General features: G+C 69.8%; 21 protein-coding genes. 15 read left to right on the top strand and 6 right to left on the bottom strand.

The features are described from left to right. Window positions 1–10: 10 nt before the first annotated feature. Both ACIRR9_RS18730 and ACIRR9_RS18725 read left to right on the top strand, forming a co-directional pair. A complete protein-coding gene (locus ACIRR9_RS18730) occupies window positions 11–568 on the top strand; it encodes a nuclear transport factor 2 family protein (RefSeq protein ID WP_401348134.1) in 558 nt (185 codons plus the stop codon). A gap of 62 nt (window positions 569–630) precedes the next feature. Further along, on the top strand, window positions 631–1224 hold the full coding sequence (locus ACIRR9_RS18725; RefSeq protein ID WP_403752785.1) for a TetR/AcrR family transcriptional regulator: 594 nt from the start codon (window positions 631–633) through the stop codon (window positions 1222–1224). A gap of 31 nt (window positions 1225–1255) precedes the next feature. On the opposite strand, the gene ACIRR9_RS18720 is transcribed toward ACIRR9_RS18725, so the two are convergent. Genes ACIRR9_RS18720 through ACIRR9_RS18705 form a run of 4 tightly spaced genes read right to left on the bottom strand, consistent with a single transcriptional unit; the run spans window position 1256 to window position 5829 of the window. Beyond that, window positions 1256–2194: an HpcH/HpaI aldolase/citrate lyase family protein gene (locus ACIRR9_RS18720; protein WP_403752782.1), complete on the bottom strand. Its 939-nt coding sequence runs from the start codon at window positions 2192–2194 to the stop codon at window positions 1256–1258. Further along, window positions 2194–3408 carry a CaiB/BaiF CoA transferase family protein gene (locus ACIRR9_RS18715; protein ID WP_403752779.1) on the bottom strand — a complete coding sequence of 405 codons (1215 nt, stop codon included), beginning with the start codon at window positions 3406–3408 and terminating at the stop codon, window positions 2194–2196. The genes ACIRR9_RS18720 and ACIRR9_RS18715 overlap by 1 nt, the downstream gene beginning before the upstream one ends. A gap of 1 nt (window position 3409) precedes the next feature. Further along, a complete protein-coding gene (locus tag ACIRR9_RS18710) occupies window positions 3410–4858 on the bottom strand; it encodes an aldehyde dehydrogenase (protein ID WP_403752776.1) in 1449 nt (482 codons plus the stop codon). Window positions 4859–4869: 11 nt separating this feature from the next. Further along, entirely contained in the window at window positions 4870–5829 is a 960-nt protein-coding gene (locus ACIRR9_RS18705) for a TIGR03621 family F420-dependent LLM class oxidoreductase (RefSeq protein WP_403752773.1), read from the bottom strand. 139 nt (window positions 5830–5968) lie between these two features. On the opposite strand from ACIRR9_RS18705, the gene ACIRR9_RS18700 reads away from it, so the two are divergent. The 6 genes from ACIRR9_RS18700 to ACIRR9_RS18675 all read left to right on the top strand — a co-directional run bounded on the left by ACIRR9_RS18700 (window position 5969) and on the right by ACIRR9_RS18675 (window position 13566). After that, on the top strand, window positions 5969–6823 hold the full coding sequence (locus ACIRR9_RS18700; protein WP_403752770.1) for an enoyl-CoA hydratase/isomerase family protein: 855 nt from the start codon (window positions 5969–5971) through the stop codon (window positions 6821–6823). An 86-nt stretch (window positions 6824–6909) separates the two neighbouring features. Then, entirely contained in the window at window positions 6910–8217 is a 1308-nt protein-coding gene (locus tag ACIRR9_RS18695; RefSeq protein WP_403752767.1) for an aromatic ring-hydroxylating dioxygenase subunit alpha, read from the top strand. Continuing rightward, window positions 8214–8552 (top strand): hypothetical protein, encoded by a 339-nt coding sequence (locus ACIRR9_RS18690; RefSeq protein WP_403752764.1) that lies wholly within the window; start codon window positions 8214–8216, stop codon window positions 8550–8552. The genes ACIRR9_RS18695 and ACIRR9_RS18690 overlap by 4 nt, the downstream gene beginning before the upstream one ends. A 10-nt stretch (window positions 8553–8562) precedes the next feature. After that, the gene (locus tag ACIRR9_RS18685; RefSeq protein WP_401348150.1) at window positions 8563–9330 is read left to right on the top strand and encodes an SDR family NAD(P)-dependent oxidoreductase; all 768 of its coding nucleotides are present in this window, start codon (window positions 8563–8565) and stop codon (window positions 9328–9330) included. Between the two features lie 31 nt (window positions 9331–9361). Then, on the top strand, window positions 9362–10273 hold the full coding sequence (locus ACIRR9_RS18680) for a PaaX family transcriptional regulator C-terminal domain-containing protein (protein ID WP_403752761.1): 912 nt from the start codon (window positions 9362–9364) through the stop codon (window positions 10271–10273). Window positions 10274–10449: 176 nt separating this feature from the next. Beyond that, window positions 10450–13566, top strand: a complete 3117-nt coding sequence (locus ACIRR9_RS18675) for a family 78 glycoside hydrolase catalytic domain (RefSeq protein WP_403752758.1) — start codon at window positions 10450–10452, stop codon at window positions 13564–13566. Between the two features lie 20 nt (window positions 13567–13586). Here ACIRR9_RS18675 and ACIRR9_RS18670 read toward each other — a convergent pair whose 3' ends face one another. After that, window positions 13587–14348, bottom strand: coding sequence for a 3-hydroxyacyl-CoA dehydrogenase (locus ACIRR9_RS18670; protein ID WP_403752755.1), 762 nt, complete (start codon window positions 14346–14348; stop codon window positions 13587–13589). 31 nt (window positions 14349–14379) lie between these two features. Further along, window positions 14380–15564, bottom strand: a complete 1185-nt coding sequence (locus ACIRR9_RS18665; RefSeq protein ID WP_403752752.1) for a thiolase family protein — start codon at window positions 15562–15564, stop codon at window positions 14380–14382. A gap of 358 nt (window positions 15565–15922) precedes the next feature. Here ACIRR9_RS18665 and ACIRR9_RS18660 point away from each other — a divergent pair, with 358 nt between their 5' ends. The 7 genes from ACIRR9_RS18660 to ACIRR9_RS18630 all read left to right on the top strand — a co-directional run bounded on the left by ACIRR9_RS18660 (window position 15923) and on the right by ACIRR9_RS18630 (window position 23009). Then, a complete protein-coding gene (locus tag ACIRR9_RS18660) occupies window positions 15923–17296 on the top strand; it encodes an MFS transporter (RefSeq protein WP_403752749.1) in 1374 nt (457 codons plus the stop codon). A gap of 13 nt (window positions 17297–17309) precedes the next feature. After that, window positions 17310–18851, top strand: coding sequence for an AMP-binding protein (locus tag ACIRR9_RS18655; RefSeq protein WP_403752746.1), 1542 nt, complete (start codon window positions 17310–17312; stop codon window positions 18849–18851). Beyond that, window positions 18848–19630 (top strand): enoyl-CoA hydratase-related protein, encoded by a 783-nt coding sequence (locus tag ACIRR9_RS18650; protein ID WP_403752743.1) that lies wholly within the window; start codon window positions 18848–18850, stop codon window positions 19628–19630. The genes ACIRR9_RS18655 and ACIRR9_RS18650 overlap by 4 nt, the downstream gene beginning before the upstream one ends. A 105-nt stretch (window positions 19631–19735) precedes the next feature. After that, on the top strand, window positions 19736–20710 hold the full coding sequence (locus ACIRR9_RS18645) for an NADPH:quinone oxidoreductase family protein (protein WP_403752740.1): 975 nt from the start codon (window positions 19736–19738) through the stop codon (window positions 20708–20710). A 17-nt stretch (window positions 20711–20727) separates the two neighbouring features. Next, window positions 20728–21444, top strand: a complete 717-nt coding sequence (locus ACIRR9_RS18640; RefSeq protein ID WP_403752737.1) for a nitroreductase — start codon at window positions 20728–20730, stop codon at window positions 21442–21444. Window positions 21445–21503: 59 nt separating this feature from the next. Beyond that, window positions 21504–22661, top strand: coding sequence for an acyl-CoA dehydrogenase family protein (locus tag ACIRR9_RS18635; protein ID WP_403752734.1), 1158 nt, complete (start codon window positions 21504–21506; stop codon window positions 22659–22661). Window positions 22662–22850: 189 nt separating this feature from the next. Beyond that, window positions 22851–23009 carry a hypothetical protein gene (locus tag ACIRR9_RS18630; RefSeq protein ID WP_403752731.1) on the top strand — a complete coding sequence of 53 codons (159 nt, stop codon included), beginning with the start codon at window positions 22851–22853 and terminating at the stop codon, window positions 23007–23009. Window positions 23010–23011: the final 2 nt, after the last annotated feature.

Below are 23011 nucleotides of genomic sequence, written 5' to 3'. Positions count from 1 at the left end.
GACGACCGTCATGTCCGTCGAGCACGAGCTTGAAGAGCTTCGCCACGAGCTCCGCCACGTCAAGGACAGGATCGCGATCCTGGACTGCGTCATGAACCAGTCACGTGGCCACGACCGTCACGACGTCGAGTTGATGGCGAGCGTGTACCACCACGACGGGGTCGACGAGCACGGGCCGGCGGTGGCGCGCGGCCCCGAGTACGGGGAACAGTCGAACGACGCCCACGCTTCGGTGTTCGTCGACCACCTGCACAACATCACGACGCACACCTGCGAGATCGACGGCGACGAGGCGCACTGCGAGAGCTACGTCATCGGTGCCATGCGCGCCCGTGACGGCAAGTCCGTCTACCTCTTCGGAGGGCGGTATCTCGATCGCATCGAGCGGCGGGACGGCGTGTGGAAGATCGCGCTGCGACGGTGCACGCTCGAGTGGACGATGCAGGGCGACACTTCCCTGCTTGCTTCCGGGGCCTTCGCCGGGTTCATCAAGGGCACCTGGGACAAGAGCGATCCGTCGTACGCGCGACCGCTGAGGCTGGACGAGACCCCGGTCGAGAGGTGGTGAAGCCACGTGAAGCCACCTCTCTTCCGGGAACCGGCAGGCGGTGCTCCCTTTAACATGTCCTGATGCCAACGACCCGCCGTGTCGGTACGGACAAGTCCAAGACCCGCGCTCTGATCCTGGACCGGGCCGAGGCACTCCTGCTCGCCAAGGGGTACGCGGCGATTTCGTACCGGACCTTGGGCGCCGAGGCGGGAGTGACCGGCGCGCTCGTCCAGTACTACTTCCCCACTTTCGACGACCTGTTCGTCGCCCTGGTCCGCGACCGGTCGGAACGGAGCCTCAGGCGGCTGGAGGAGGGTCTCGGGAGCGATCGCCCGCTGCGCGCCATCTGGAACTACGCCAACAACAAGGACGCCGCGGCCCTGACAGCGGAGCTGGTGGCCATCGCCAACCACCGCAAGAAACTCCGGGCCGAGATCGCGGAGGCGGGAGAGAAGGCACGCGCTCTCGCGCTGGCGGCCGTGTCCCGCACGGCGAAGAACTACGAGTTCCTGGGGGAACCGGTCTCCTCCGACGTACTCGTCTTCCTCATCACGAGCACACCTCGGATGGTCGTCATGGAACAGTCCACGGGGATGACGACCTCCCTCCCCGAGACGATCGAGTTCTTCGAGCGCTTCCTTGACCGCGTCGAGCCCCTCGACGACGAGGACTGAACCCGCAGCCGGTCATGCGCGGACCGTGCGCTCAGGCGTCCGGCGCGACGCCGGCCACCGGCCCGGATACCGCGGTCCGGGACCGGGTGAGCACGTTGGCGGCCAGGCGGGCGTGAGCCGCGTCCACGAGGCGGCCGTCGTGGCCGATGGCGCCCGTGCCGTCGGCCTCGGCCCGACGGTAGCGCTCGACGATGTCCTGTGCTGCCGCGGCCTCCGCCGACGTGGGGGTGAACGCGTCGTTCGCGAGCGGGACCTGACTCGGGTGGATGGCCCATTTGCCGTCGAAGCCGAGCAGGGCCGCCTGCGCGGCGGCGGACCGGTAGCCGTCCGGGTTCCCGTACGCGGGAAAGGGCGCGTCGACGGCGGCGACGCCGGCCGCTCGGGCCGCGGTCAGGACCTGTGTCCGGGCGAAGTGCCAGAAGTCGCCGGGATAGCGGCCGAGCGGGTCGAAGTTGCCGTCGACCCGCGCCTGCAACGAGACGGACAGGTCGCCCGCGCCGAAGACCAGTGCCTCGACCCGCGTGCTGGAGCGGGCGATGTCCAGGGCGTTCGCCAGTCCTTCCGCGTCCTCGATGAGTACTTCCAGGGCGATCCGCCGGGCCAGGCCGAGCTTCTGCTCCAGCTGGGTGAGCAGCACGTCGACCCACCACACGTCGCGGGCGGTCCGGACCTTGGGCACGATGATCACGTCCAGGGCGTCGCGTGCGCCGGTGACGACCTCGATGATGTCGTCGTGGCACCAGACGGTGTCGAGGCCGTTGATCCGCACCGCCCGCAGGGTGGAACCCCAGTCCTGTCCGGTCAACGCCTCGACGGCGATGGAGCGCGCGGACTCCTTGACGAGCGGAGCACAGGCGTCCTCCAGGTCGAGGAAGACGAGGTCGGCACCCCGGCGCGGTGCCTTCGCACACATGCGCTCGCTGCTCGCCGGGGTCGCGAGCTCCGAGCGGCGGGACCGCGATGTGCCCATCAGATCGTTCCCTTCGTGCGCAGTTCGTCCAGCTTCTTTGCGTCGAGGCCGAGCAGCCTTCCGTACACGGCGTCGTTGTCGTGGCCGAGGCCGCGGCCGAGGTGAGCGACCCGGCCGGGCGTCTCGCTGAGCCGGACCACGGGGGCCTGGACCGTGACGTGACCGAGGTCGGGGTCCGGTATCCGGGTGAACGTCCCGCGGGCACGCAGGTGTTCGTCCGCGAGCAGGCTCGGGGCGTCGTACACGGGGGCGGCGGCGACCTCGGCCGCGTCGAAGACGCGCATGGCCTCGCTCAGGGTGTGCCGGCCGATCCACTCGGCCACGACCGTGTCGACCTCCGCGGCCCGCTCCTGTCGGCGGACAGGGTCGACGTACTCGGGGTTCTGCGCCATGTCCGCGCGGCCGACGGCGCGGAAGACGCGGGCGGCGATGCTGGGGGACGCGCCCGAGACGGCCAGCCAGCACCCGTCGGCCGTGCGGTAGGTGTTGCGCGGGGCGCTGGCCGCGAGCATGTTGCCGGCCCGCCGCTTCACCAGGCCGAGCTGGTCGTAGGCCAGGGTCGCCGATTCCAGCAGCCGGGTGAGCGGCTCGACGAGGTTCACGTCGACCAACTGCCCCTGGCCTCCACGCACGTCACGGTGGTACAGGGCCATCACGACCGCGTAGGTCGCCGCGAGGCCCGCGACGCCGTCGGCGAGCATGAACGGGGGCAGTGTGGGCGGTCCGTCCGGCTGCCCGGTCTGGTGGGCGAAACCGCTCATGGCCTCGGCGAGCGTGCCGTAGCCCGGGTGGTCGCTCTTCGGGCCGCCACGGCCGTACCCCGTGACATGGACCATCACCACATGCGGGTGCGAGGCGTGCACGGACTCGTAGTCAAGGCCCCAACGCTCCAGCGCGCTGGGCCGGTTGCCGGCCACGAAGACGTCGCTGATGTCCAGGAGCCGGTGCAGGAGGGCCTGGCCGTCGGGCACGCGGAGGTCAAGGCTGACGAACCTCTTGTTGCGGCTGATGCTCTTCCACACCAGGCCGATGCCGTCGCGCCGGTCGCCCCAGGTGCGCATCGGGTCACCCGAGCCAGGCTGTTCGACCTTGATGACCTCCGCGCCGAACTCGCCCAGTGTCGTCGCGACGGTAGGTCCGGCGGCGAGGGTGGCGGTCTCCACGACACGCAGGCCCCGCAAGGGTCCCTGACGGGGTGCGGTGTCCTCGGCCATGTCAACCAGCCCCGACCGAGACGGACTTCGCCTCAAGGTAGCCGTCGAGCCCCTCGTGGCCGAGCTCCCGTCCGATGCCGCTCGCCTTCATCCCGCCGAACGGCGCGGCCGGGTCCATGCTGTACGGCTGATTGACGCCGAAGGATCCACTGCGCACCCGTCGGGCCACGTCCAGTCCGCGCCCCGGGTCGCTCGTCCAGACCGAACCGGACAGACCGTATGCGCAGTCGTTGGCGATCCTGACGGCGTCGTCCTGGTCGTCGTAGGAGATGACGGACAGGACGGGACCGAAGATCTCCTCCTGGGCGATGCGCATGCCGTTGTCCACGTCGGCGAAGAGCGTGGGGCGTACGTACCAGCCCCGGTCGACGCCTTCGGGCATGCCGGCGCCGCCCACCAGGAGGCGGGCACCGGCGCGTCGGCCTTCGTCGATGTAGCCGCGGACCCGTTCCTGCTGGCGACGCGTGACCAGCGGGCCGATCTCCGTCTCGGGGTCGGACGGGTCGCCGACGACGAGGGACGTGACCATGGCGGCCAGCGCGTCGACGTACTCCTTGCGCCGTGCCGCGGGGACGAGCACGCGCGTCTGCGCCACGCAGGTCTGGCCGCTGTTCATGAGGCCGGCCAGCTTGATGCCTTCGGCGACGGCAGCCGGGTCCGCGTCGTCGAGAACGACGGCGGCCGACTTGCCGCCGAGTTCCAGGCTCACCCGGGTGAGCGACCTGCCGCACACTGCCGCGATCTCACGCCCCACGGCGGTCGATCCGGTGAAGGAGACCTTGTCCACGCCGGGGTGCGAGACGAGGTGGCGGCCGGTCTCCGCACCCGCGGGCAGGATGGAGACGACGCCTTCGGGGAGATCCAGTTCGGCCACGAGCTCAGCCAGCAGCAACGCGTCGAGAGGGGTCTCCGGCGACGGCTTGACCACGACGGGACAACCCGCGATCAGGGCGGGCGCGAGCTTTCCGACGAGCAGGAACTGCGGCATGTTCCACGGGACGATCGCGCCGACGACGCCGACGGGCTCCTTGCGGACCAGGATGTCCCCGCCGAAGCGGCCTGGACGGGACTGTTCCCAGGCGAATGCGGATCCGATGTCGGCAAAGGCGTCCAGGAGCAGCATCGGGAGGGTCGCCTGGGAGAACTTGGAGAAGCTGATGGGCGACCCCATCTCCGCCGTGATCAACCGAGCCATCTCGCGCCGGCGTTCCTTGTAGAGCCGGGCGAGCCGGCTGACCGCCGCGACACGTTCTTCCGGAGCCGTCCTCGGCCATGGCCCCTCGTCGAACGCCGCGCGTGCTCCCGCCACGGCCCGATCGACGTCGGCCCGTGCGGCGGCGGGGACGGTGGCGACCGGCCGCTCGGTGTGCGGGGAAATCACCTCGATGGTCTGGTCAGTGCTCGGGTCCGTCCAGCGCCCGCCGATGAACAGTTGCTCGGGCTCGGTCATCTGTCCTCTTCTCAGTGGCCTGTCAGGTGTGCGACGACGGGTGCGAAGTCCGCCGCCTGCCTCTGCTGAACGGTGATGTAGTTCGCGCCGAACCGCTCGCGCCGCTCGTGGAGACGGTCGATCACGGCGTTCGTGTCACCGATGAGCACGTTGGGGTGGTCGAGAACGCCGTCCGGGGACATGCCCACGGTCCGCGCCACGCGTTCGGCGGCGGATGCCGTGTCCGCGGTGATCCGGGCGAAGAACGGTGAGCTCTCGATCTCCAGCTCGCCGAGTCGCCCGCCCGCCGCCCTCCGGACGACGTCGTAGCGGTGGGCGGCCTCCTGCGCGGGTGTGCGGCCGGCGTCGTCGCGTTCTTCGAAGGGCACGTTCGCGATGCTCACGATGTCCGCCTCGCGCGCCGCCAGGGAGAGCACGCGTCTGCCGGATCCGCCGATCATGATCGGTGGCCGGGGACGCTGCACCGGCAGGGGCAGACCGGCGTGGTCGATCGCGGTGACGTGCTCGCCACGCAGTTCCAGCGGCGCGCCGCTCCACTGGGACTTGACGAGTGCGATCACCTCTCGCAGCTTGTCGACCCGTCTGCCGGGCAGCGCGAAGTTCAGTCCCATGGCGCGGTATTCGGGCTCGCTCCAGCCCGCGCCGATCCCGAACTCCAGCCTCCCGTCGGACAACAGGTCCAGCGTCGCGGCCTCCTTCGCCAGGACCGATGGCACGTGGTAGTCGACGCAGAAGACCCGGCATCCCACGCGCAGTGTCTCCGTCCTGGCCGCCGCCATCGTCATGGCGGTCAGCGGCGCCAGGTCCTGCGGCGGCCAGCGCGCCGCACGCTGGGCACGGCCGGGGCCGAGGTAGTGGTCGGCCAGGAGGAGCGTGCTGTATCCGAGGTCCTGGGCCGACCGTGCCGTGTCGTTCCACTCCTTCGCCGAGGTTGCGCTGGTCGCCTGGACGGCGAACCTAAATGGCTGCACACTTGTCACGCATCGAACGATAACTGTTGCGCTTCTACGCCGCCATGCCCCTGCACAGACGAACTGCGGGCGACGGCGGAGCCGTTGCCCCGGGGGCGCACACGCCGACCGGGCCGCCGCGAGAGCGAAGGGAAGGCACGTGGTCAAGCGCACACGTTTCGCCGAGTACCGGGACCGGTACCGCAATTACCGCTTCGAACTGAGCGAGGAGGGGATCCTGCTCATGCAGTGCCACACCGACGGCGGCAGCCTGGTGTGGGACTGGAAGGCACACGACGACATGGCGGACGCCTTCGCCGACGTGGCCGGCGACCGCGAGATCAAGGTGCTCATCCACACCGGCACCGGCGCGAACTACAACGCCGACTGGGGCCGCCTGCCCAACGGCGGACTGCCGGAGAAACCCCTGTACGACGCGATGCCCGGCGTCCGGGGCCTGCACAAGCTCGACGAGAAGGCCTGGTACAACCGCAACCTCATGTGGAACGTCCTCGACGTCGACGTCCCGATGATCAGCGTGGTCAACGGCCCGTGCAACATCCACTCGGAAGTCCCGCTGATGGGCGACGTGGTCCTGGCATCGCAGGACGCGTACTTCCAGGACGTGTCGCACTTTCCGCGCGGCCAGGTGCCCGGCGACGGACAGCATGTGATCTGGCCCTTCCTGGTGGGCCACAACAGAGCCCGGTACCTGCTGCTGACCGGCAAGAAGCTCTCCGCCCAGGAGGCGCTGGAGTGGGGCGCGGTCGCGGAGGTGCACCCCAAGGAAGCGGTACTGGACCGGGCCTGGGAGCTGGGCCGGGAACTCGCCAGGCGGCCGCACCTGGTCCTGCGCTACACCCGGCAGCTGTTCACCCAGAACCTCAAGCGCGCCTTCCTCGACGAGCTGGGCCACGGGCTCGGCCGTGAGACCTACGCCCAGCAGGAGTTCTTCCCGTTCGGCGGCGGCATGGAGCCGCTCGACCGGGCCTGGAACGAGAAGCCCTGGACCTGAAACCCCAGCATATAGAGAACAGGAATCTGGCGTATGTGCGCCCTATGTGTCTGCTATTGCAGCATAGTGTGGAGAGGACACAGATCATGACGGAACTTCAGGAACGTCTAGCCACCGGCAAAGGCAAGTTCACTCCGCAGTACCCCGCCCTCGGAACCGGCCCGGTCTCGTACGAGGACTGCATCTCGCCCGAGTTCTTCGAGGCGGAGCGGGAGGCGGTCTTCCGGCGTTCATGGCTGTACGTCGGCCGCTCGGAGCAGCTCCGGCGGAAGGGCTCGTACTTCACCCGCGAGCTGCCGGGCAGGCTGGCGTCGATCGTGGTCAGCCGCGGTGTCGACGGCCAGGTGCACGCGTTCCACAACGTCTGCGTGCACCGAGGCAACAAAGTCGTCTGGCAGGAGCATCCCCAGGAGGAGAGTTCCGGGTTCTGCCGGCAGTTCCACTGCAAGTACCACGGCTGGCGCTATGGCCTCGACGGCCAGGTCTCGCACATCACGAACGAGCAGGAGTTCTTCGACCTCGACAGGAAATCCCTGCGTATGCCGCCGGTGCACTGCGAGGAGTTCGCCGGCTTCGTGTTCGTGAACCTCGCCGAGGACCCCGTCCCGCTCCGCAGCTACCTGGGCGAGCGCCTCCTCGAACTGGAGCAGTACCCGTTCGAGATGATGACGCAGCGCTACGGGTTCCGTTCCCTCATCCGCGGCAACTGGAAGCTCGCCGTGGACTCGGTGTGCGAGTGGTACCACCCGCCGTACGTCCACGCCAGGTTCATCGACAAGGACGTGGCCAAGGCCGAGAAGTTGGTGCCGCCCGTGGACGCGTACCACTACGACCTCTTCACCCCGCACATGCTCACCTCGGTGCCCGGCCCGCCGCCGCTGCCGCCCCGGGAGCCCGGTACGGCGGGCCTCGCGTCGAGGGACCAGAAGTGGGTCTACCGCCTCTTCCGGGCGGGGCTCTTCGGGCCCGACGACGTGCCCGACCTCGGACCGCTGCCCGAGTTCCTCAACAAGGGCCAGATCCGTTCCTGGGGCAACGACCAGTTCTGGCTGTTCCCGAATCTCTCGGTGCAGATCTGGGCCCGCGGCTTCTACATCACGTACACCTACTGGCCCGAGAGCACCGGCTCCCACATCTACGACATCGACCTGTACTTCGTGCCGCCCCGCAACGCTCAGGAGCGACTGGCTCAGGAACTCGTCGTGGACAGCACCATCGAGTTCGCCATGCAGGACGTGAACACGATCGAGGCCACGCATTCGGGGCTGACGAGCCGCGCCAGCCGGCAGTTCCACCTCAGCGACCAGGAACTGCTCATCCGGCACTTCCACAAGACCGTTCGCGACACCGTCGCCGCTCACCAGGACGGCGCCGAGAAGGGCGAAGGCCGATGACCACGACACCGTCGCTCCCCGAGGGCTTCGCCGAACTGGAGCCGTACGTCGAGGACTGGGCACGGGCGACCCGGCAGGAACGCTACGAGATGCGCCTGTCCAAGACGATGAAGGAGCTGGACGCGTTCTACGACGCGATCGCTCCGCGCGCGGAGGAAGCGATCACCCACCTCAACGGCCTGGCCCTCGACAACCTGCCGGACACGGAACTGCGCCTGCTGCGGCTGCTCTACTCGTTGGTCCTCGTCTCCTACGCGGTGAACGTCTTCGAGCAGCCGCGCATCCCGGACTCGGGCGCCGCGTTCTTCGACACACTCGTCGAACCGGCAGTCTGAGGAGGCGGAGATGCACCTCACCACAGACGGCCGACGGGTGGCCGTCGTCACCGGCGGTGGGTCGGGGATGGGCCGGGCGATAGTCCACCGGCTCGCCGCGGACGGGTTCGCGGTCGCCGTCATGGACCTCGACGCGGCGGCCGCCGCGAAGGTCGCCGTGGAGGCACGGGAGAAGGGCGGGGAGGCGCTGGACGTGGGCGGCGTCGACGTGTCGGACCGGGCCCAGGTGCGCGAGGGGGTCCGGCGGGTCCGGGAGTCCCTCGGCCCTGTGCTCGTCCTCGTGAACAACGCCGGTATCACCGGTTTCCGGGAGTTCTCCGCCATCACGGACGAGAAGTGGGACCGCATGATGGCGGTCAACCTGGCCGGCCCCTTCTACGTCACGCAGACCGTACTGCCCGACATGATCGAGGCCGGGTGGGGGCGGATCGTGAACATCTCCTCCTCCAGCGCGCAGGGCGGCCAGCCGTTCATGGTGCACTACGTCACCTCGAAGGCCGGACTCATCGGCTTCACCAAGGCGCTGGCCCTCGAGGTCGCCCCCAAGGGCGTCACGGTCAACACGATCCCGCCGGGGTTCATCGACACACCCATGCTGAGGGAGTCCGAAAGGCGCGGCATGCTCGGGGGGACGGTCGACCACCATGCCGGCCTGACACCGGTGCGCCGGCCCGGCCGACCGGAGGACGTGGCCGCGGCCTGTGCCTTCCTCGTCTCCGACGAGGCCGGCTACATCACCGGCCAGATCATCGGCGTCAACGGAGGACGCAACACCTGATGGCGGACCGCATACCAGTACGCTCGCGCTGATGAATCCCCAGACAACACTGGTCGACGTCGATCTGCCGCGGGCTCAGATCGGCGCCAACCCCCAGCACCTGATCCTCGGGCTGTTCACCGACTACTGGTTCCGCGCCGTGGAGCCCCTGCCCTCGGCCGCTCTGGTCACGTTGCTGGGGGACTTCGGCATCACGCCCGTGAGCGCACGGGCGGCGATCGGCCGGCTGGCCCGTCGTGGTGTGCTGGACGTGGACAAGCGAGGACGCCGGACGTATTACCGGATGACGCCGGGTACGGCGCGCACTCTGGAGCAGACGCAACGCCGCATCACGGAGTTCGGCAGCGCCGACCGGCCCTGGGACGGCCTGTGGACCACGGTGGCGTTCTCCGTTCCCGATGAGCAACGGGATCTGCGGCATGTCATCCGCCGCCGCCTGCGCTTCCTCGGGTACGCCGCCGTGTACGACGGCGTGTGGATGTCACCGCATGCCGACGCCGGGCAGACGGTCGAGCTTCTGGAGAGCGTCGGCGTACGCAGTGCCACGGTGCTGCGCTCCACCCTCGTCCACGCACAAGGCGACGGAGACCCGTTGGCCGCCTGGGACCTTGACGCCGTTCGAGCCGGGTACGCCGAGTTCATCACGGAGTACACACCACTGCTGGACCGGGTGACCGGGGGGCGGGTGGGTTCGGCGGAGGCGCTGGTCGCGCGCACCACGGTCAAGGACGTCTGGCGCGAGATGATCGGCACCGGCCCCGAGCTTCCCGCGAACCTGCTGCCCGAGGGATGGCCCGGCCACCGGGCTCGCGCCATGTTCGTCCAGATCTACGACATCCTCGGGCCGCTCGCCGAGGTTCGTGTCCGCCAACTGGTCAGCGAGCACGATCCCGCGCTCGCCGCCGTGGTCGGCCACCGCACCACGACCCACACTCCGTCATAAGGCGCCTGCGGCTTTTTAACGTTTCAACCCACTGTCTCTTACCACACTGTTGGCCATATCTACCGATCCATCTGCTATGGCTCCAACCATGGACACGACTCACGTCCGTCGATACTTTCTTCGCTCATTCGGGGCTTTGAATCGATACAACCTCATGTAGCCGAAGGGACAGCGTCATGAGTGACGGAGTCGACGGTGCAACAGGCGCAAGCGTGCGGCGCAGGACGGTACTGGCCACTGCACTGGGCACCGTGCCGGTGGTCGCGGCAGGCGTGATCGGCCCGGCCGGCCCTGCGGTGGGCACCACCCGAAGCAGCACGGCGACGGAAACGGAAGCAGCGGCGCTGACGGTCGAGCACCGCACCGATCCCCTCGGTGTGGACGCGGCCCGTCCGAGGTTCAGCTGGCGAATGTCCTCCGCTACCCGTGGACGTCGTCAGAGCGCCTACCGAGTTCTGGTCGCGAGCTCCGCCGGTCGGCTGCGCGCCGGCCGGGCAGACGTGTGGGACAGCGGCCGCGTCGCCTCCGCGGACTCGGTGACCGTACGTTACGCGGGCCGCGCCCTGAAGCCCTCCACCCGCTACCACTGGACCGTCCGCGTCTGGGACGAGGACGGCCGTGCCGTTCCCGACGCCCCGGCCGCCTTCTTCGAGACCGGCCTGCTGAGCACCGACGGCACGACCAACTGGGACGGCGCCCGATGGATCGCCATGTCGGGCAAGAAGGCGAATTCGGCCGGGGCCCCGCTGCTGCGCCGCGAGACCCGGCTGCGGGGCGCGGTCCGCGAGGCCCGGCTGTACGTGTCGGCGCTCGGTGTGTACGAGGCCCACGTCAACGGCCACCGGGTCACCGTGCCGCACGGCACCGGCACCACCCGTGAACTCCTCACCCCCGGCTGGACGAACTACGACACCACTGTCAGCTACTTCACCTATGACGTCACGGATCTGGTCTCCGGACGGAAGCGGCTGGCGCTCGCGGCGGTGCTGGGCAACGGCTGGTACAACGGCCGCGTCTCGGAGGACAGCGTCTACTACTCCGCCGACGGCAACTTGCTGGCTCTGAAGGCCAAACTGCTGCTGCGCTATGCCGACGGGTCGACGCAGAGCGTGGTGACCGGGCCCGGTGCCGGCTGGAAGGCGACCGACACCGGCCCCTACCGCGCCGACGACATCTACGACGGCCAGACCTACGACGCCCGCAAGGAGCTGCCCGGCTGGACGGCGGCCGGCTATGACGACTCCACCTGGGCCGACGTCGCGGAGCACGGCTACTCGGCCGGCTTCCCGGACGCCCGGCTCGTCGCCTACCCGGGGGACAGCGCCCGGCTGACCCCTCAGTGGGACCGCACCCCGCGCTCGCTCACCGTCTGCACCGGCGTCGCGGGCGAGGGCTCCAGCGCCAACGGCAAGGGCCACGTCGTCGTCGATGAAGGTCGCACGGTGACCGATCCTGCCCAAGCCGCCACCGCGTCCGTGACCCTCGCCGAAGGGGACACGGCGGTCTTCGACCTCGGCCAGAACATGGTCGGCGTGCCCCGCTACACCGTGCGCGGCCCCGCCGGCGCCCAGGTCACCCTCCGCTTCGGCGAGATGCTCAACGACGCGAGCCAGAGCGCCGACGGCCCCGAGGGTTCCGTCTACCGCGCGAACCTGCGCACCGCCGAGGCGACCAGCACGTACATCCTCAGGGGCGATCCGCACGGCGAGACCCACGAGGACTCGCTCACGTTCTACGGCTTCCGGTACGCCTCCGTGACCGTCACCGGCGGGCCGGTCACCGTCACCTCGCTCACCGGCTGCGTCGCCACCTCCGCGCTGCGCGAGGTCGGCACCGTCACCACCGACGACGACCAGGTCAACCAGTTGATCAGCAACGTCCACTGGGGTCAGCGCGGCAACTACCTGTGGATACCGACCGACTGCCCGCAGCGCGACGAGCGCCTCGGCTGGACCGGCGACACCCAGGTGTTCTGCGCCACCGGCCTGTACAACGTGGACGCCGTCACCTTCCTCAGCCACTTCGAGGAACTCCTCGTCGAGTCGCAGCGGACGTACGGCATCGACGGCGCCCAGTTCCCCGCGGTCGCCCCCGGGAACCGGGCCTTCACCGTCGCCCCGGTGAGCGGCTGGGCCGACTGCGGGATCATCGTGCCCTGGACCGTGTGGCAGATGAGCGGAGACCGGACCGTCATAGACCGCAACTGGGAGGCGATGAACCGCTACCTCGACTGGATCGTGAAAAAGAGCGGGACGACCTACGCGGGCCAGGGCTCCCTGTTCGCCGACTGGCTGGCCCCCCAGGGCACCGGCACCCAGTTCATGAGCGACGTCTACTACGCCTACAGCACCCGGCTCATGGCCCACATGGCGCGGGCGACCGGCCGGGCCGCGGAGGCGGACACGTACGACAAGCTCCACGGCGACATCAAGCGCGCGTTCAAGGCCAGGTACCTCAGCGTCCAGGGGGACAGCATCACCGTGCGCTCCAGCCTGGGCGGCACGCCGCCCACCGGCACGGAACCCGAGGACGACAGCCAGACCGCGCTGCTGTGGGTGCTCAAGCTCGGCCTGTACGACACCGAGGCCCAGCGCCGCCGACTGGTCTCCCTGCTCGCCGACAACATCGGCAACGACGCCGCGTACAAGGCGGCCCATCCCACCAGCGCCCGTGTCCAGTACGCCGCGGACACCCTCTCCGTCGGCTTCCTCGGTGTGAACGTCCTCGCCCCCGTCCTCACCGACGAGGGCCGCGCCGACCTCGCGTACACACTGCTCCACCAGAACGCCCTGCCGTCCTGGCTGTTCTCCGTCGACAACGGAGCCACCACCCTGTGGGAGTGGTGGAACTCGTACTCGAAGCAGGACGGTTTCGGCCCGGTGGTGATGAACTCCTTCAACCACTACGCCTACGGGTCGATCATGGAGTGGATGTACGAGGGGATGGCGGGCATCGCCAGGGACCCGGACAACCCCGGCTTCCGTCACTTCTTCCTGCGCCCGCACGTCGATCCGACGGGAAGGATCACCCACGTGTCCGGCTCGCACGTGTCGCCGTACGGCGAGATCGTCAGCGAGTGGACGGCGAAGGGCCGCGCCCTGACGTACCGGGCCCACGTCCCCGCCAACAGCACGGCGACGCTGCGCATCCCCGCCACCGACCCGGCCGCCGTCCGTGCCGGCAGGACACCCCTGTCCCACGTCGACGGCGTCGAGTACCTGGGCTTCTCGGACGGCACGGCGTCCTACCGGCTGCCGTCCGGCCGTTATGAGGCCACCTCCGCCCTGGCCTGAGGGGGCTGTGGGGCGACGGCCTACCGAGGGGCCATACGGATGGCGCCGTCGAGGCGGATGGTCTCGCCGTTGAGCATGGGATTGGCGACGACATGGGCGGCCAGCGCCGCGTACTCGCTCGGGTCGCCCAGGCGTGCGGGGTGCGGGACCTGTGCTCCCAGCGAGGCGACCGCCTCCTTGGGGAGGGTGTCGAACAGCGGGGTGTGGAACAGGCCTGGCGCGATGGTCACCACGCGGATGGCGAGGCTCGCGAGGTCACGGGCGACCGGGAGGGTCATGCCGACGATCCCTCCCTTGGAGGCGGAGTAGGAGGCCTGGCCGATCTGGCCGTCGAAGGCGGCGACGGACGCGGTGTTGATGATGACACCGCGTTCCTCGCCGAGGGGTTCGGCCCGTGCCATCCGCTCGGCGGCGAGGCGGATGACGTTGAACGTACCGATCAGATTGACCTGGACGACCTTGGTGAACGTATCGAGCGGGTGCGCGCCCGCCTTGCCCACCGTCTTGGCCGCAGGGCCTATCCCCGCGCAGTTCACGGCGACCCGCAGGGTCCCGAGCGACTGGGCGAGGTCGAGGGCGGCCGACACGTCCGCCTCGCTGGTGACGTCGGCCGGGGCGAAGGCCACCTGGTCGCCGAGTTCCTCCGCGACGGTCTTGCCCTTGGAGGCCGGCAGGTCGACGATGACGACCGCGGCCCCCGACTCGACGAACTTCCGCACGGTCGCCAGCCCGAGGCCGGAGGCCCCTCCGGTGACGAGGGCGACGCTGCCTGCGATGTCCACGTGTTCTCCTGGATCTCGTTGGTGGGGGACGTCAGATGCGTTCGATGATCGTGGCGTTGGCCATGCCGCCGCCCTCGCACATCGTCTGCAGGCCGTAGCGCCCGCCGGTTGCCTGCAGGTGGTGGACCAGCGTGGTGAGCAGACGGGTGCCGGACGCGCCGAGTGCATGGCCGAGTGCGATGGCGCCACCGCGGGGGTTGAGCCGCTCGGGGTCCGCGCCCAGTTCCCGTTCCCAGAGCAGCGGGACGGGCGCGAAGGCTTCGTTGACCTCGTACGCGTCGATGTCCTCGATCGTCAGGCCCGCGCGGGTCAGCACTCGCCGGCTGGCCGGGACGACACCGGTGAGCATCAGCAGTGGGTCACTGCCCGTGACGGCGAAGGCATGGAAGCGGGCCAGCGGTCGCAGGCCGAGTGCCGCGGCCCTGTCCTCACTCATGATCAGGACGGCCGACGCCCCGTCGGTGAGCGGCGAGGAGTTCCCCGGCGTGATACGCCAGTCCTCGATCTCCGGGAAGCGCCGGGCGATCTCCTCATCCGCGAAGGAGGGCCTCAGTCCGGCCAGCCCCGCCGCATCCGTCCCCGGCCGGACTGTCTCGTCCCTGGTGAGGACACCCCCGTCGGGGCCGACGACCGGGGCGAGCTCCTGGCAAAAGGCCCCGCGGTCCATGGCCGCCGCCGCTCGCGCATGCGATTGAGCGGCATGCGCGTCCAGGGTGTCGCGGCCGAACTTCCAGCGGGCGGCGATGAGTTCGGCCGCGACACCCTGGTTGACCAACCCGTCGGGGTAGCGCGCGCCGACCCCCGGGCCGAAGGGATCGCGGCCCTGGGTGGGCGAGCCCATCGGCACCCGGCTCATGGACTCCACCCCGCACGCGATCACCACGTCGTACGCGCCGGCGATCACACCCTGCGCGGCGAAACTCGCGGCCTGCTGGCTCGAACCGCACTGGCGGTCGACGGTCGTCGCCGGGACCGACTCGGGAAAACCCGCACCGAGAACGGCGCTGCGCGCGATGTTCATCGCCTGCTCGCCCGCCTGTCCGACACAGCCGGCGATCACGTCGTCGACCTGGTCGGGGTCGAGGTCATTGCGCGCGACCAGCGTCCGGAGCACACCCGACAGCAGTTCGGCCGGATGGATCCCGGACAGCTGCCCGCCCGGCTTGCCCCTGCCGGACGGGGTGCGCACCGCGTCCACGATGACGGCGTTGATCATGAGCCTGCCCCTCTGCCCTGCTCCGTGGCCACAACTCTATCGATCGATAGATATTGCACTATAGGAGCGACGAGCGCCCCCATCAAGAGTCCTTGACGCGATGTCCGCCAGGGCCCTAGGGTCCGATCTATCGATCGATAGATTTCATGGAGCCGCCATGAACGAAACGAACTGCCGCCCGGAGTAGCGTTCTCACCGCGGAGTGCAGAACCTGGCAGCCCTTGAGCGCCACGCGCCACAGACGCGCGGACGGTATCGCCGCTCACGAGCCACCGCGCCGTTCCCACCTCGCCCGGAAGGGGCAAAGTCGGCCAACCATGCCGTCGGCTCTCGCCGCGGACTCCCCCTGGAGATGACAGTGTCGTCACATGCCGGTCCAGCGGTCTCTGAGGCCGCTCCACCCCGTCGTTCGGCCCGCGCGTCCTTCGCCGCGGCGATCGCGACCTCGCTCGAGTGGTACGACTTCTTCATCTACTCCACCGCCGCCGCGCTGGTCTTCAACACCACCTTCTTCGCTACCGACGACGCCGTCGTCTCGGCCCTCAGTTCGTTCGCCACCGTGGCGGTGGGCTTCGTCGCCCGGCCCGTCGGCGGCGCCGTCGCGGGCGCGCTCGGGGACCGGCACGGACGCAAGCCCGTGCTGGTCGGCGCCATCAGCCTCATGGCGGTGGCCACCTCGCTGGTCGGCTGCGTACCGAACACCAAGGCAGTGTGGCTGGCACCGGCGCTGCTGGTGATACTGCGCCTGTGCCAGGGGCTGGCCGTCGGCGCGCAGTGGAGCAGCGCGGTCCTGGTCGCGACGGAGAACGCGCCCGCGCACCTGCGCGGGTTCTTCGGAAGCTTCGCCCAACTCGGCGTCCCGATCGGGGCGGTACTCGGCAACGTGGTGTTCCTGATCGCCACCGCGGCGTCCTCGGCGGAGGCCTTCTCCTCCTGGGTGTGGAGGATCCCCTTCTGGATCAGTCTGGTCATGCTGCCGATCGCCTTCGCCATCCACCGCTTCCTTGAGGAGACCCCGGAGTTCGAGGCGGCCGCGGCGAGGACCGCCGCACGACCCGAGGCCGAGGTCCGGCGCTCCGTGTTCGTCGAGGCCGTCCGGCGCAACCCGGGCGCGATCCTGACCGCGGCGGGCGCGAACACCGCGGGTGTGGTGCTCTTCCAGGTGACGGTCGCCGGCTCGGTGCAGTTCGTGACGACGTATCTCGGGATAGGCCGTACCTCGGCCCTCACCTGGGTGCTGGTGGCGTGCGCTCTCATGATGCCGTTGGTGCCGCTCTTCGGCTGGCTGTCGGACCGCTTCGGCCGCAGGCTGATCTTCGGGCTGGGAGCCGCCGCGATGATGGTCTGGGGAGTACCGATGTGGTTGCTGATTCCCGCGTCCGGGCCCGACCGGATCTGGCCGTTCGCCCTGGCCGTCATAGGCGCCGCCGTCGCCATGTCCCTGCAGACCGGCACTCAGGGCACGCTCATCGCCGAGCTCTTCCCGCCGGAGGTGCGTTCCTCGGGCGCCTCGCTCGGTTATCAGACAGCAGGGATCATCGGGGGCTTCGGACCGATCGTCACCGTCGCGTTGATCGACGGTGACTCGGCAAACGCCTGGCGGGTCGGCGCACTCGTGGCCGTCCTGGCCATGGCCTCCCTGGTCTGTCTGCAGCTGATCATCCGTCGCCGCTACCACTCGACCTCCGAACATGTCGCCTCCGACGAGACCGACGTCGTCACGGCCAGCTGACCTGGAGCATCTCGTGCACACCACGCCCTCCCCCGGCGCCCCCTTTCCCGACTCGGTGGCGCGAACCGATCCCGCGCGTCCGGCATTCGTCATGGCCGAGACCGGACAGGTGGTGACCTACGGCGAACTGGTCGACTCGTCCCGGGCCATCGCTGCCCTGCTGTGGTCCCGCGGGCTCCGGCACGGCGACTGTGTCGCCATCCTGATGGAGAACACCGCCGACTACCTACCGGTGGCATGGGCGGCGCAACGGTGCGGGCTGCGCTACGTCGGCCTGCCCGTCCGGCTGGAGCCCGCGGAGGCTGCCTACATCCTGCGCGACTCCCAGGCCCGTGCCCTCGTCACCAGCCCGGCCCATGTCGACCGGGCCGCCGCCGCGCTGCCGGAGGCGCCCGGGGTCGAACTGCGATTCAGCACCGGGCCCGCGGCCCAGGGCTTCGAGGAGCTGGCCGAGGCCGCGTCCGCTGCCCCTCCTGTCGTGCCCGAGGAGCGGGAAGGCGTCGACCTGCTCTATTCCTCGGGTACGACCGGCCGGCCGAAGGGCGTCGCGGCGAACCTGCCGCTGGCTCCGCTGGGCACCCCGCCCGGCGTCGCCACCCTGCTGCACGAGCGCTGGGGCCTCGACGAGACGGCGACGTACCTTTCACCTGCGCCGCTGTACCACGCCGCGCCGTTGCGCTTCTGCATGACGGTGCACCGTTACGGCGGCACTGTCGTGATCATGGAGCGCTTCGGCGCCGAGGCCGCGCTGGAGCTCATCGAACGCCATCGCGTGACCCACACCCAGATGGTTCCGACGATGCTCACCCGAATGCTCAAGCTGCCCGCGGAAGCACGCGCGCGACGTGACATGTCGTCCCTGCGCGTGCTCGTGCACGCGGCGGCCCCGTGCCCGCCCGAGGCCAAGCGGGCCCTGATCGCCTGGCTCGGACCGATCGTGCACGAGTACTACTCGTCCACCGAGAACTACCTGTTCACCGCGATCGACTCCCAGGAGTGGCTCGCGCATCCGGGCTCGGTCGGACGGCCACTGCTCGGGCGGCCTCACATCCTCGACGAGGTCGGCGGGGAACTGCCCGTGGGCGAGATCGGAACGGTCTGGTCCGAGGGCGGCCTGCCCTTCGAGTACCTGAACGACCCGGCCAAGACCGCGGAGTCACGCAACGACCGTGGCTGGACCACGGTCGGCGACCTCGGCCACCTCGACGCCGACGGCTACCTCTACCTCGCCGACCGCCGCGTCGACCTCGTTCTCTCCGGGGGCGTGAACATCTACCCGCAGGAAGCCGAGAACGTCCTGGTCGCGCACGCCGACGTGGCCGACGCCGCGGTCTTCGGCATTCCGCACGACGAGCTGGGCGAGGTCGTGCACGCCGTGGTCCAGCTCCGCCCGGACCTGGCCCCGAGTCCGGAGATGGCCGAGCAGCTCATCGACTGGTGCCGTCGGCATCTCTCGACCTACAAGTGCCCACGCGGCCTCGACTTCGCCGACGAGCTGCCACGTTCACCCACCGGCAAGCTGTTCAAGCGCGAACTCAGGGAGCAGTACCGGTGAGCGCTGAGCCGAGCCGCCCCGAGGCCGGCACCAGGGTGGTCTTGGAACGGCACGGCCACGTCCTTGTCATCCGGATGCAGCGCACGGCCAAGCGCAACGCCATCGACGCGGGCATGACGGCCTCGCTGGATGCCGCGCTGAACGAACTCGACGACGATCCGGATCTTCGGTGCGGGATCCTCACCGGCGGTGGCCAGGTGTTCTCCGCCGGAACCGATCTCGCGGTGGGCGCCGGAGACCCGACGCCCCGCGGCGGTCCCTACGGAGTCGTCCGCAGGCAGCGCGCCACCCCCCTGATCGCGGCAGTCGAGGGCGTCGCCCTCGGTGGCGGCTTCGAGCTGGTCCTGGCCTGCGACATGGTCGTTGCGGGCCGGTCGGCCCAGTTCGGCCTGCCCGAGGTGTCCCGGGGCGTGGTGCCCACCTGTGGGGCGCTGTTCCGGGCCTGGCGGCCGCTGCCCTTGACCGTGGCCAAGCAGATGCTGCTGACCGGCAGGCCCCTGCCCGCCCCTCGGGCCTACGAGCTCGGGCTGGTCAACGACCTGGTGGACGACGGCGAGGCGGAGGCTGCCGCCATGGCACTGGCCGACCAGGTCTGTGCGAACTCCCCGCTGTCCGTGAGCGCGACCCTCGCCGCGGTCGACCGGGTCGCCGCCGGGACGGATGAGCTGGGATGGGAGGTGACCCGGCATGCGATCGAATCCGTCCTCGGCTCCGAGGATCAGCGCGAGGGCGTCGCCGCCTTCCTGGAGAAGCGGACACCCCGCTGGCGCGGCCGCTGACACCCAGCGGCTTTCCCGGCGGCTCTCCCCCGCGTCCGGCACCCGGACCGGAACCCCCAACCCAGGACCGAGCCCTGAACCGGACCATCGACATCGGAGGTACTTGTGCGACGCATTGTCTGCTTGGAGTTCGGTGATCCGTCGGCTCTGCGGATTCTGGAGGAACCGACACCGCGGCCGCGGCCCGGCGAGGTCCTCATCGAGCTGACGGCCGTCGGTGTCAGCTTCGTCGACGGGCTCCTCGTACGCGGCGCCTACCAGGTCCGTCCGCCGCTGCCGTTCACTCCGGGCAGCTGCGTGGCGGGCCGCGTGGTCGCGGTCGGCGAGAGCGTCGCGAACCCGCCCCTCGGTACCGCGGTGGCGACGGTGCTCGCCGACTTCGGCGGCTACGCCTCACATGTCACCGTTCCCGCCGACGCGGTCGTCCCGTTGCCCGCCGACGTCACCCCCGACATCGCCGCGGCGGCCATGGAGAGTTATCTGACCCTGGTGTTCGCCACCACCCATCGCCTCACGATCGGGCCCGGCGAGCACGTCGTCGTCCTCGGCGCCGGCGGAGGCATCGGCCAAGCCGCGATCGACGTGGCGCGCAGCCTCGGTGCCCGCGTCGTCGCGGTGGCCTCCACGGAGGACAAGCGCGCCGCGGCCAAAGCGGCTGGAGCCGAAGTGACGCTCGGCTACGACAACCTCAAGGACGGCATCCGTGCCGCCACCGGCGGCGGCGCGGACGTTGTCATCGACCCGGTCGGGGGGCTCGCGGCCGAAAGCGCCCTGCGGGCACTGACGACGGGAGGGCGCTTCTGCGTCCTCGGATTCGCCTCGGGCGACATCCCCCGGTTGCCGGCGAACATCGTGTTGCTGCGCAACCGCTCGGTCGTCGGCGTCGACTGGGGCGACTGGTCGCGCGAAGTCGGCGGACCCCGCGGCAACGCGGCCCTCCTCGCCGACGTCCTCGCCCGGATCGGTCGTGGCGAGTTGCACCCCGCGCGGCCCTCGACCGCATCGCTCGCCGACACCGGCCGGGTGCTGCAGTTGCTCGGCGAACGCCGGGCCGTAGGCAAGTACGTCCTGCATCCATGACCCCGGAAAGGCGCCGCATGAGCACCGCAGAGATCCTCGGCAGTTCCGCAGCGAGCGGATCCGCCGGGGTCAACGACTTCGAGGGACTGCTGCAACGGCGCTGGAGCTGTCGCGCCTACCTGCCGGACCAGGTCCCGGACCACGTCATCGCCAGGATGTTCGGCATGGCACAGCGCACCGCGTCCTGGTGCAACACCCAGCCCTGGCACGTCCATCTGACCAACGGCGAAGCGACCCGGCGCCTGGCACGGAGCCTGACCGAGCACGCGCGCACCCGGCAGCAGGTGTCCGATCTCGAGGCACCCGCCCGGTACCGGGGGGTCTACCGGGACCGCCGCCGGGAGGCGGGACACGCGCTGTACGCCAGCCTCGGGATCGAGAAGACCGATCTGGCGGCGCGAGAGGCACAGCTGCTGAAGAACTTCGAGTTCTTCGGCGCCCCGCACGTCGCGATCATCACCGGCGACCGGGACCAAGGCGTGTACGGAGCCATCGACTGCGGTGGCTATGTCGCGAACCTGCTCAACGCCGGCACCTCACTCGGCATCGCGACCGTCCCGCAGGCCGCGATCGCCATGCACTCCGACCACGTCCGTACCCACCTCCGGATCCCGGAGGACCAACTGATCGTCTGCGCGGTCGCGTTCGGCTATCCCGACACCGCCCATCCGGCCAACCGCTTCCGCACCACCCGCGCCGACCTCACCGAGACGGTCGTCGTGATCGACGAGTGACCATCGGGCCGCCGCACCCACACCACCCTCCGGCCTCATCACAGGAACGAGCAGAACTGATGAAGCGCACAGTCTTCAACGAGGACCACGAGGCCTTCCGCGTCGTGATCCGGGACTTCATCGCCAACGAGGTCGTGCCCCACTACGCGGCCTGGGAGGAGGCCGGTCTCCCCTCGCGTGACCTGTTCCGCAAACTGGGCGCCCTCGGCGTGACGGGGTTCGGCATCCCGGAGGAGTACGGCGGCCCCGGCGACCCCGGGTACAAGTACCAGGTCGTCCTCAACGAGGAGTGCGCCTACGCGGGCGTGATGCTCGGACACCACACGCTCAGCACCGGCATCGTCCTGCCCTACCTGCTCGACCTGGCCGACGACGAGCAGAAGAAGCGCTGGCTGCCCGGCGTCGCCACCGGCGACATCATGCTGTGCATCGCGATGACCGAACCAGGCACCGGATCCGACCTCGCCGGCGTCCGCACCACGGCCACCCTCTCCGAGGACGGCACCCACTACATCGTGAACGGGTCCAAGACCTTCATCACCGGCGCCCGCAACTCCGAGCTGTGTGTGGTCGTAGCCCGCACCTCCCCGGCCGCCTCGGACAACCGCCGGGCCGGCCTGAGCCTGCTGGTCGTCCCCACCGACAGCGACGGCTTCACCTTCGGCCGCACGTTGGAGAAGATCGGCCTGCGCTCGTCCGACACGAACGAGCTGTCCTTCGTCGACGTCAAGGTGCCGGTGGAGAACCTGCTGGGCGTGGAGGGCCGCGGCTTCGAGTACCTGGGCCGGAACCTGGTGCGCGAACGCCTGGCCATCGGTGCCGAGGCGATCTCCCGCGCCCGCGCCGCGATCGTGTTCGCCCAGAACTACGTGCGCGAACGTCAGGTCTTCGGCAAGCCGGTCGCCCACTTCCAGAACACCAAGTTCGTGCTGGCCGAGTGCGAGACCGAGGTGGCCGCCGCCGAGGCACTGTGCGACCGGGCGCTCGACCTGGAGGAGGCCGGCGAGCTCACCGCCGCCGACGCCGCCCGGATCAAGCTGTTCGGTACCGAGGTCGCCGGCCGGGTCATCGACAAATGCCTCCAGCTGCACGGCGGTTACGGTTACGTCCTGGAGTACCCGATCGCCCGCATGTACGCCGACACGCGTGTCAACCGGATCTACGGCGGCACCAGCGAAGTGATGAAGTCGATCATCGCCAAGGACATGGGGTTGTAGCGGCGGAAACCCGTCCCGCTTCGCGCCCACACGGAACGCGGCGCGAAGCGGGACGGCTTGCCTTCCTCGCCGGAGCCGGTCCATGTCGCGTGCGCGCAGCGCGGCCTGGAAGCGGGTCGTGGGACCGCCGGTCGGTGAACTCTGCGGACAGCAGGGCGAGCAGACGGCTCCTGCTCTCACCTGGAGCGCATGGTCGCCCATCTCCTCGCCGACGACGTCCGTCATGCCGTCTGCCAGGTCACCGTCCAGGTCCGTCGACTGGACGAGGTCCAGGCGCGTGACGCGGGCGGATCCGGACTCGGTCCGGCCGTCGCCCGCGACATCGCCGTCGTTCGCGGAGGGGCCTGACA

It is taken from the genome of Streptomyces sp. NPDC101234 (assembly GCF_044767525.1).
Lineage (GTDB): Bacteria > Actinomycetota > Actinomycetes > Streptomycetales > Streptomycetaceae > Streptomyces > Streptomyces sasae.
Note: the sequence above shows the minus strand (reverse complement) of the source record. Positions and strands in the feature narration are given on the sequence as shown.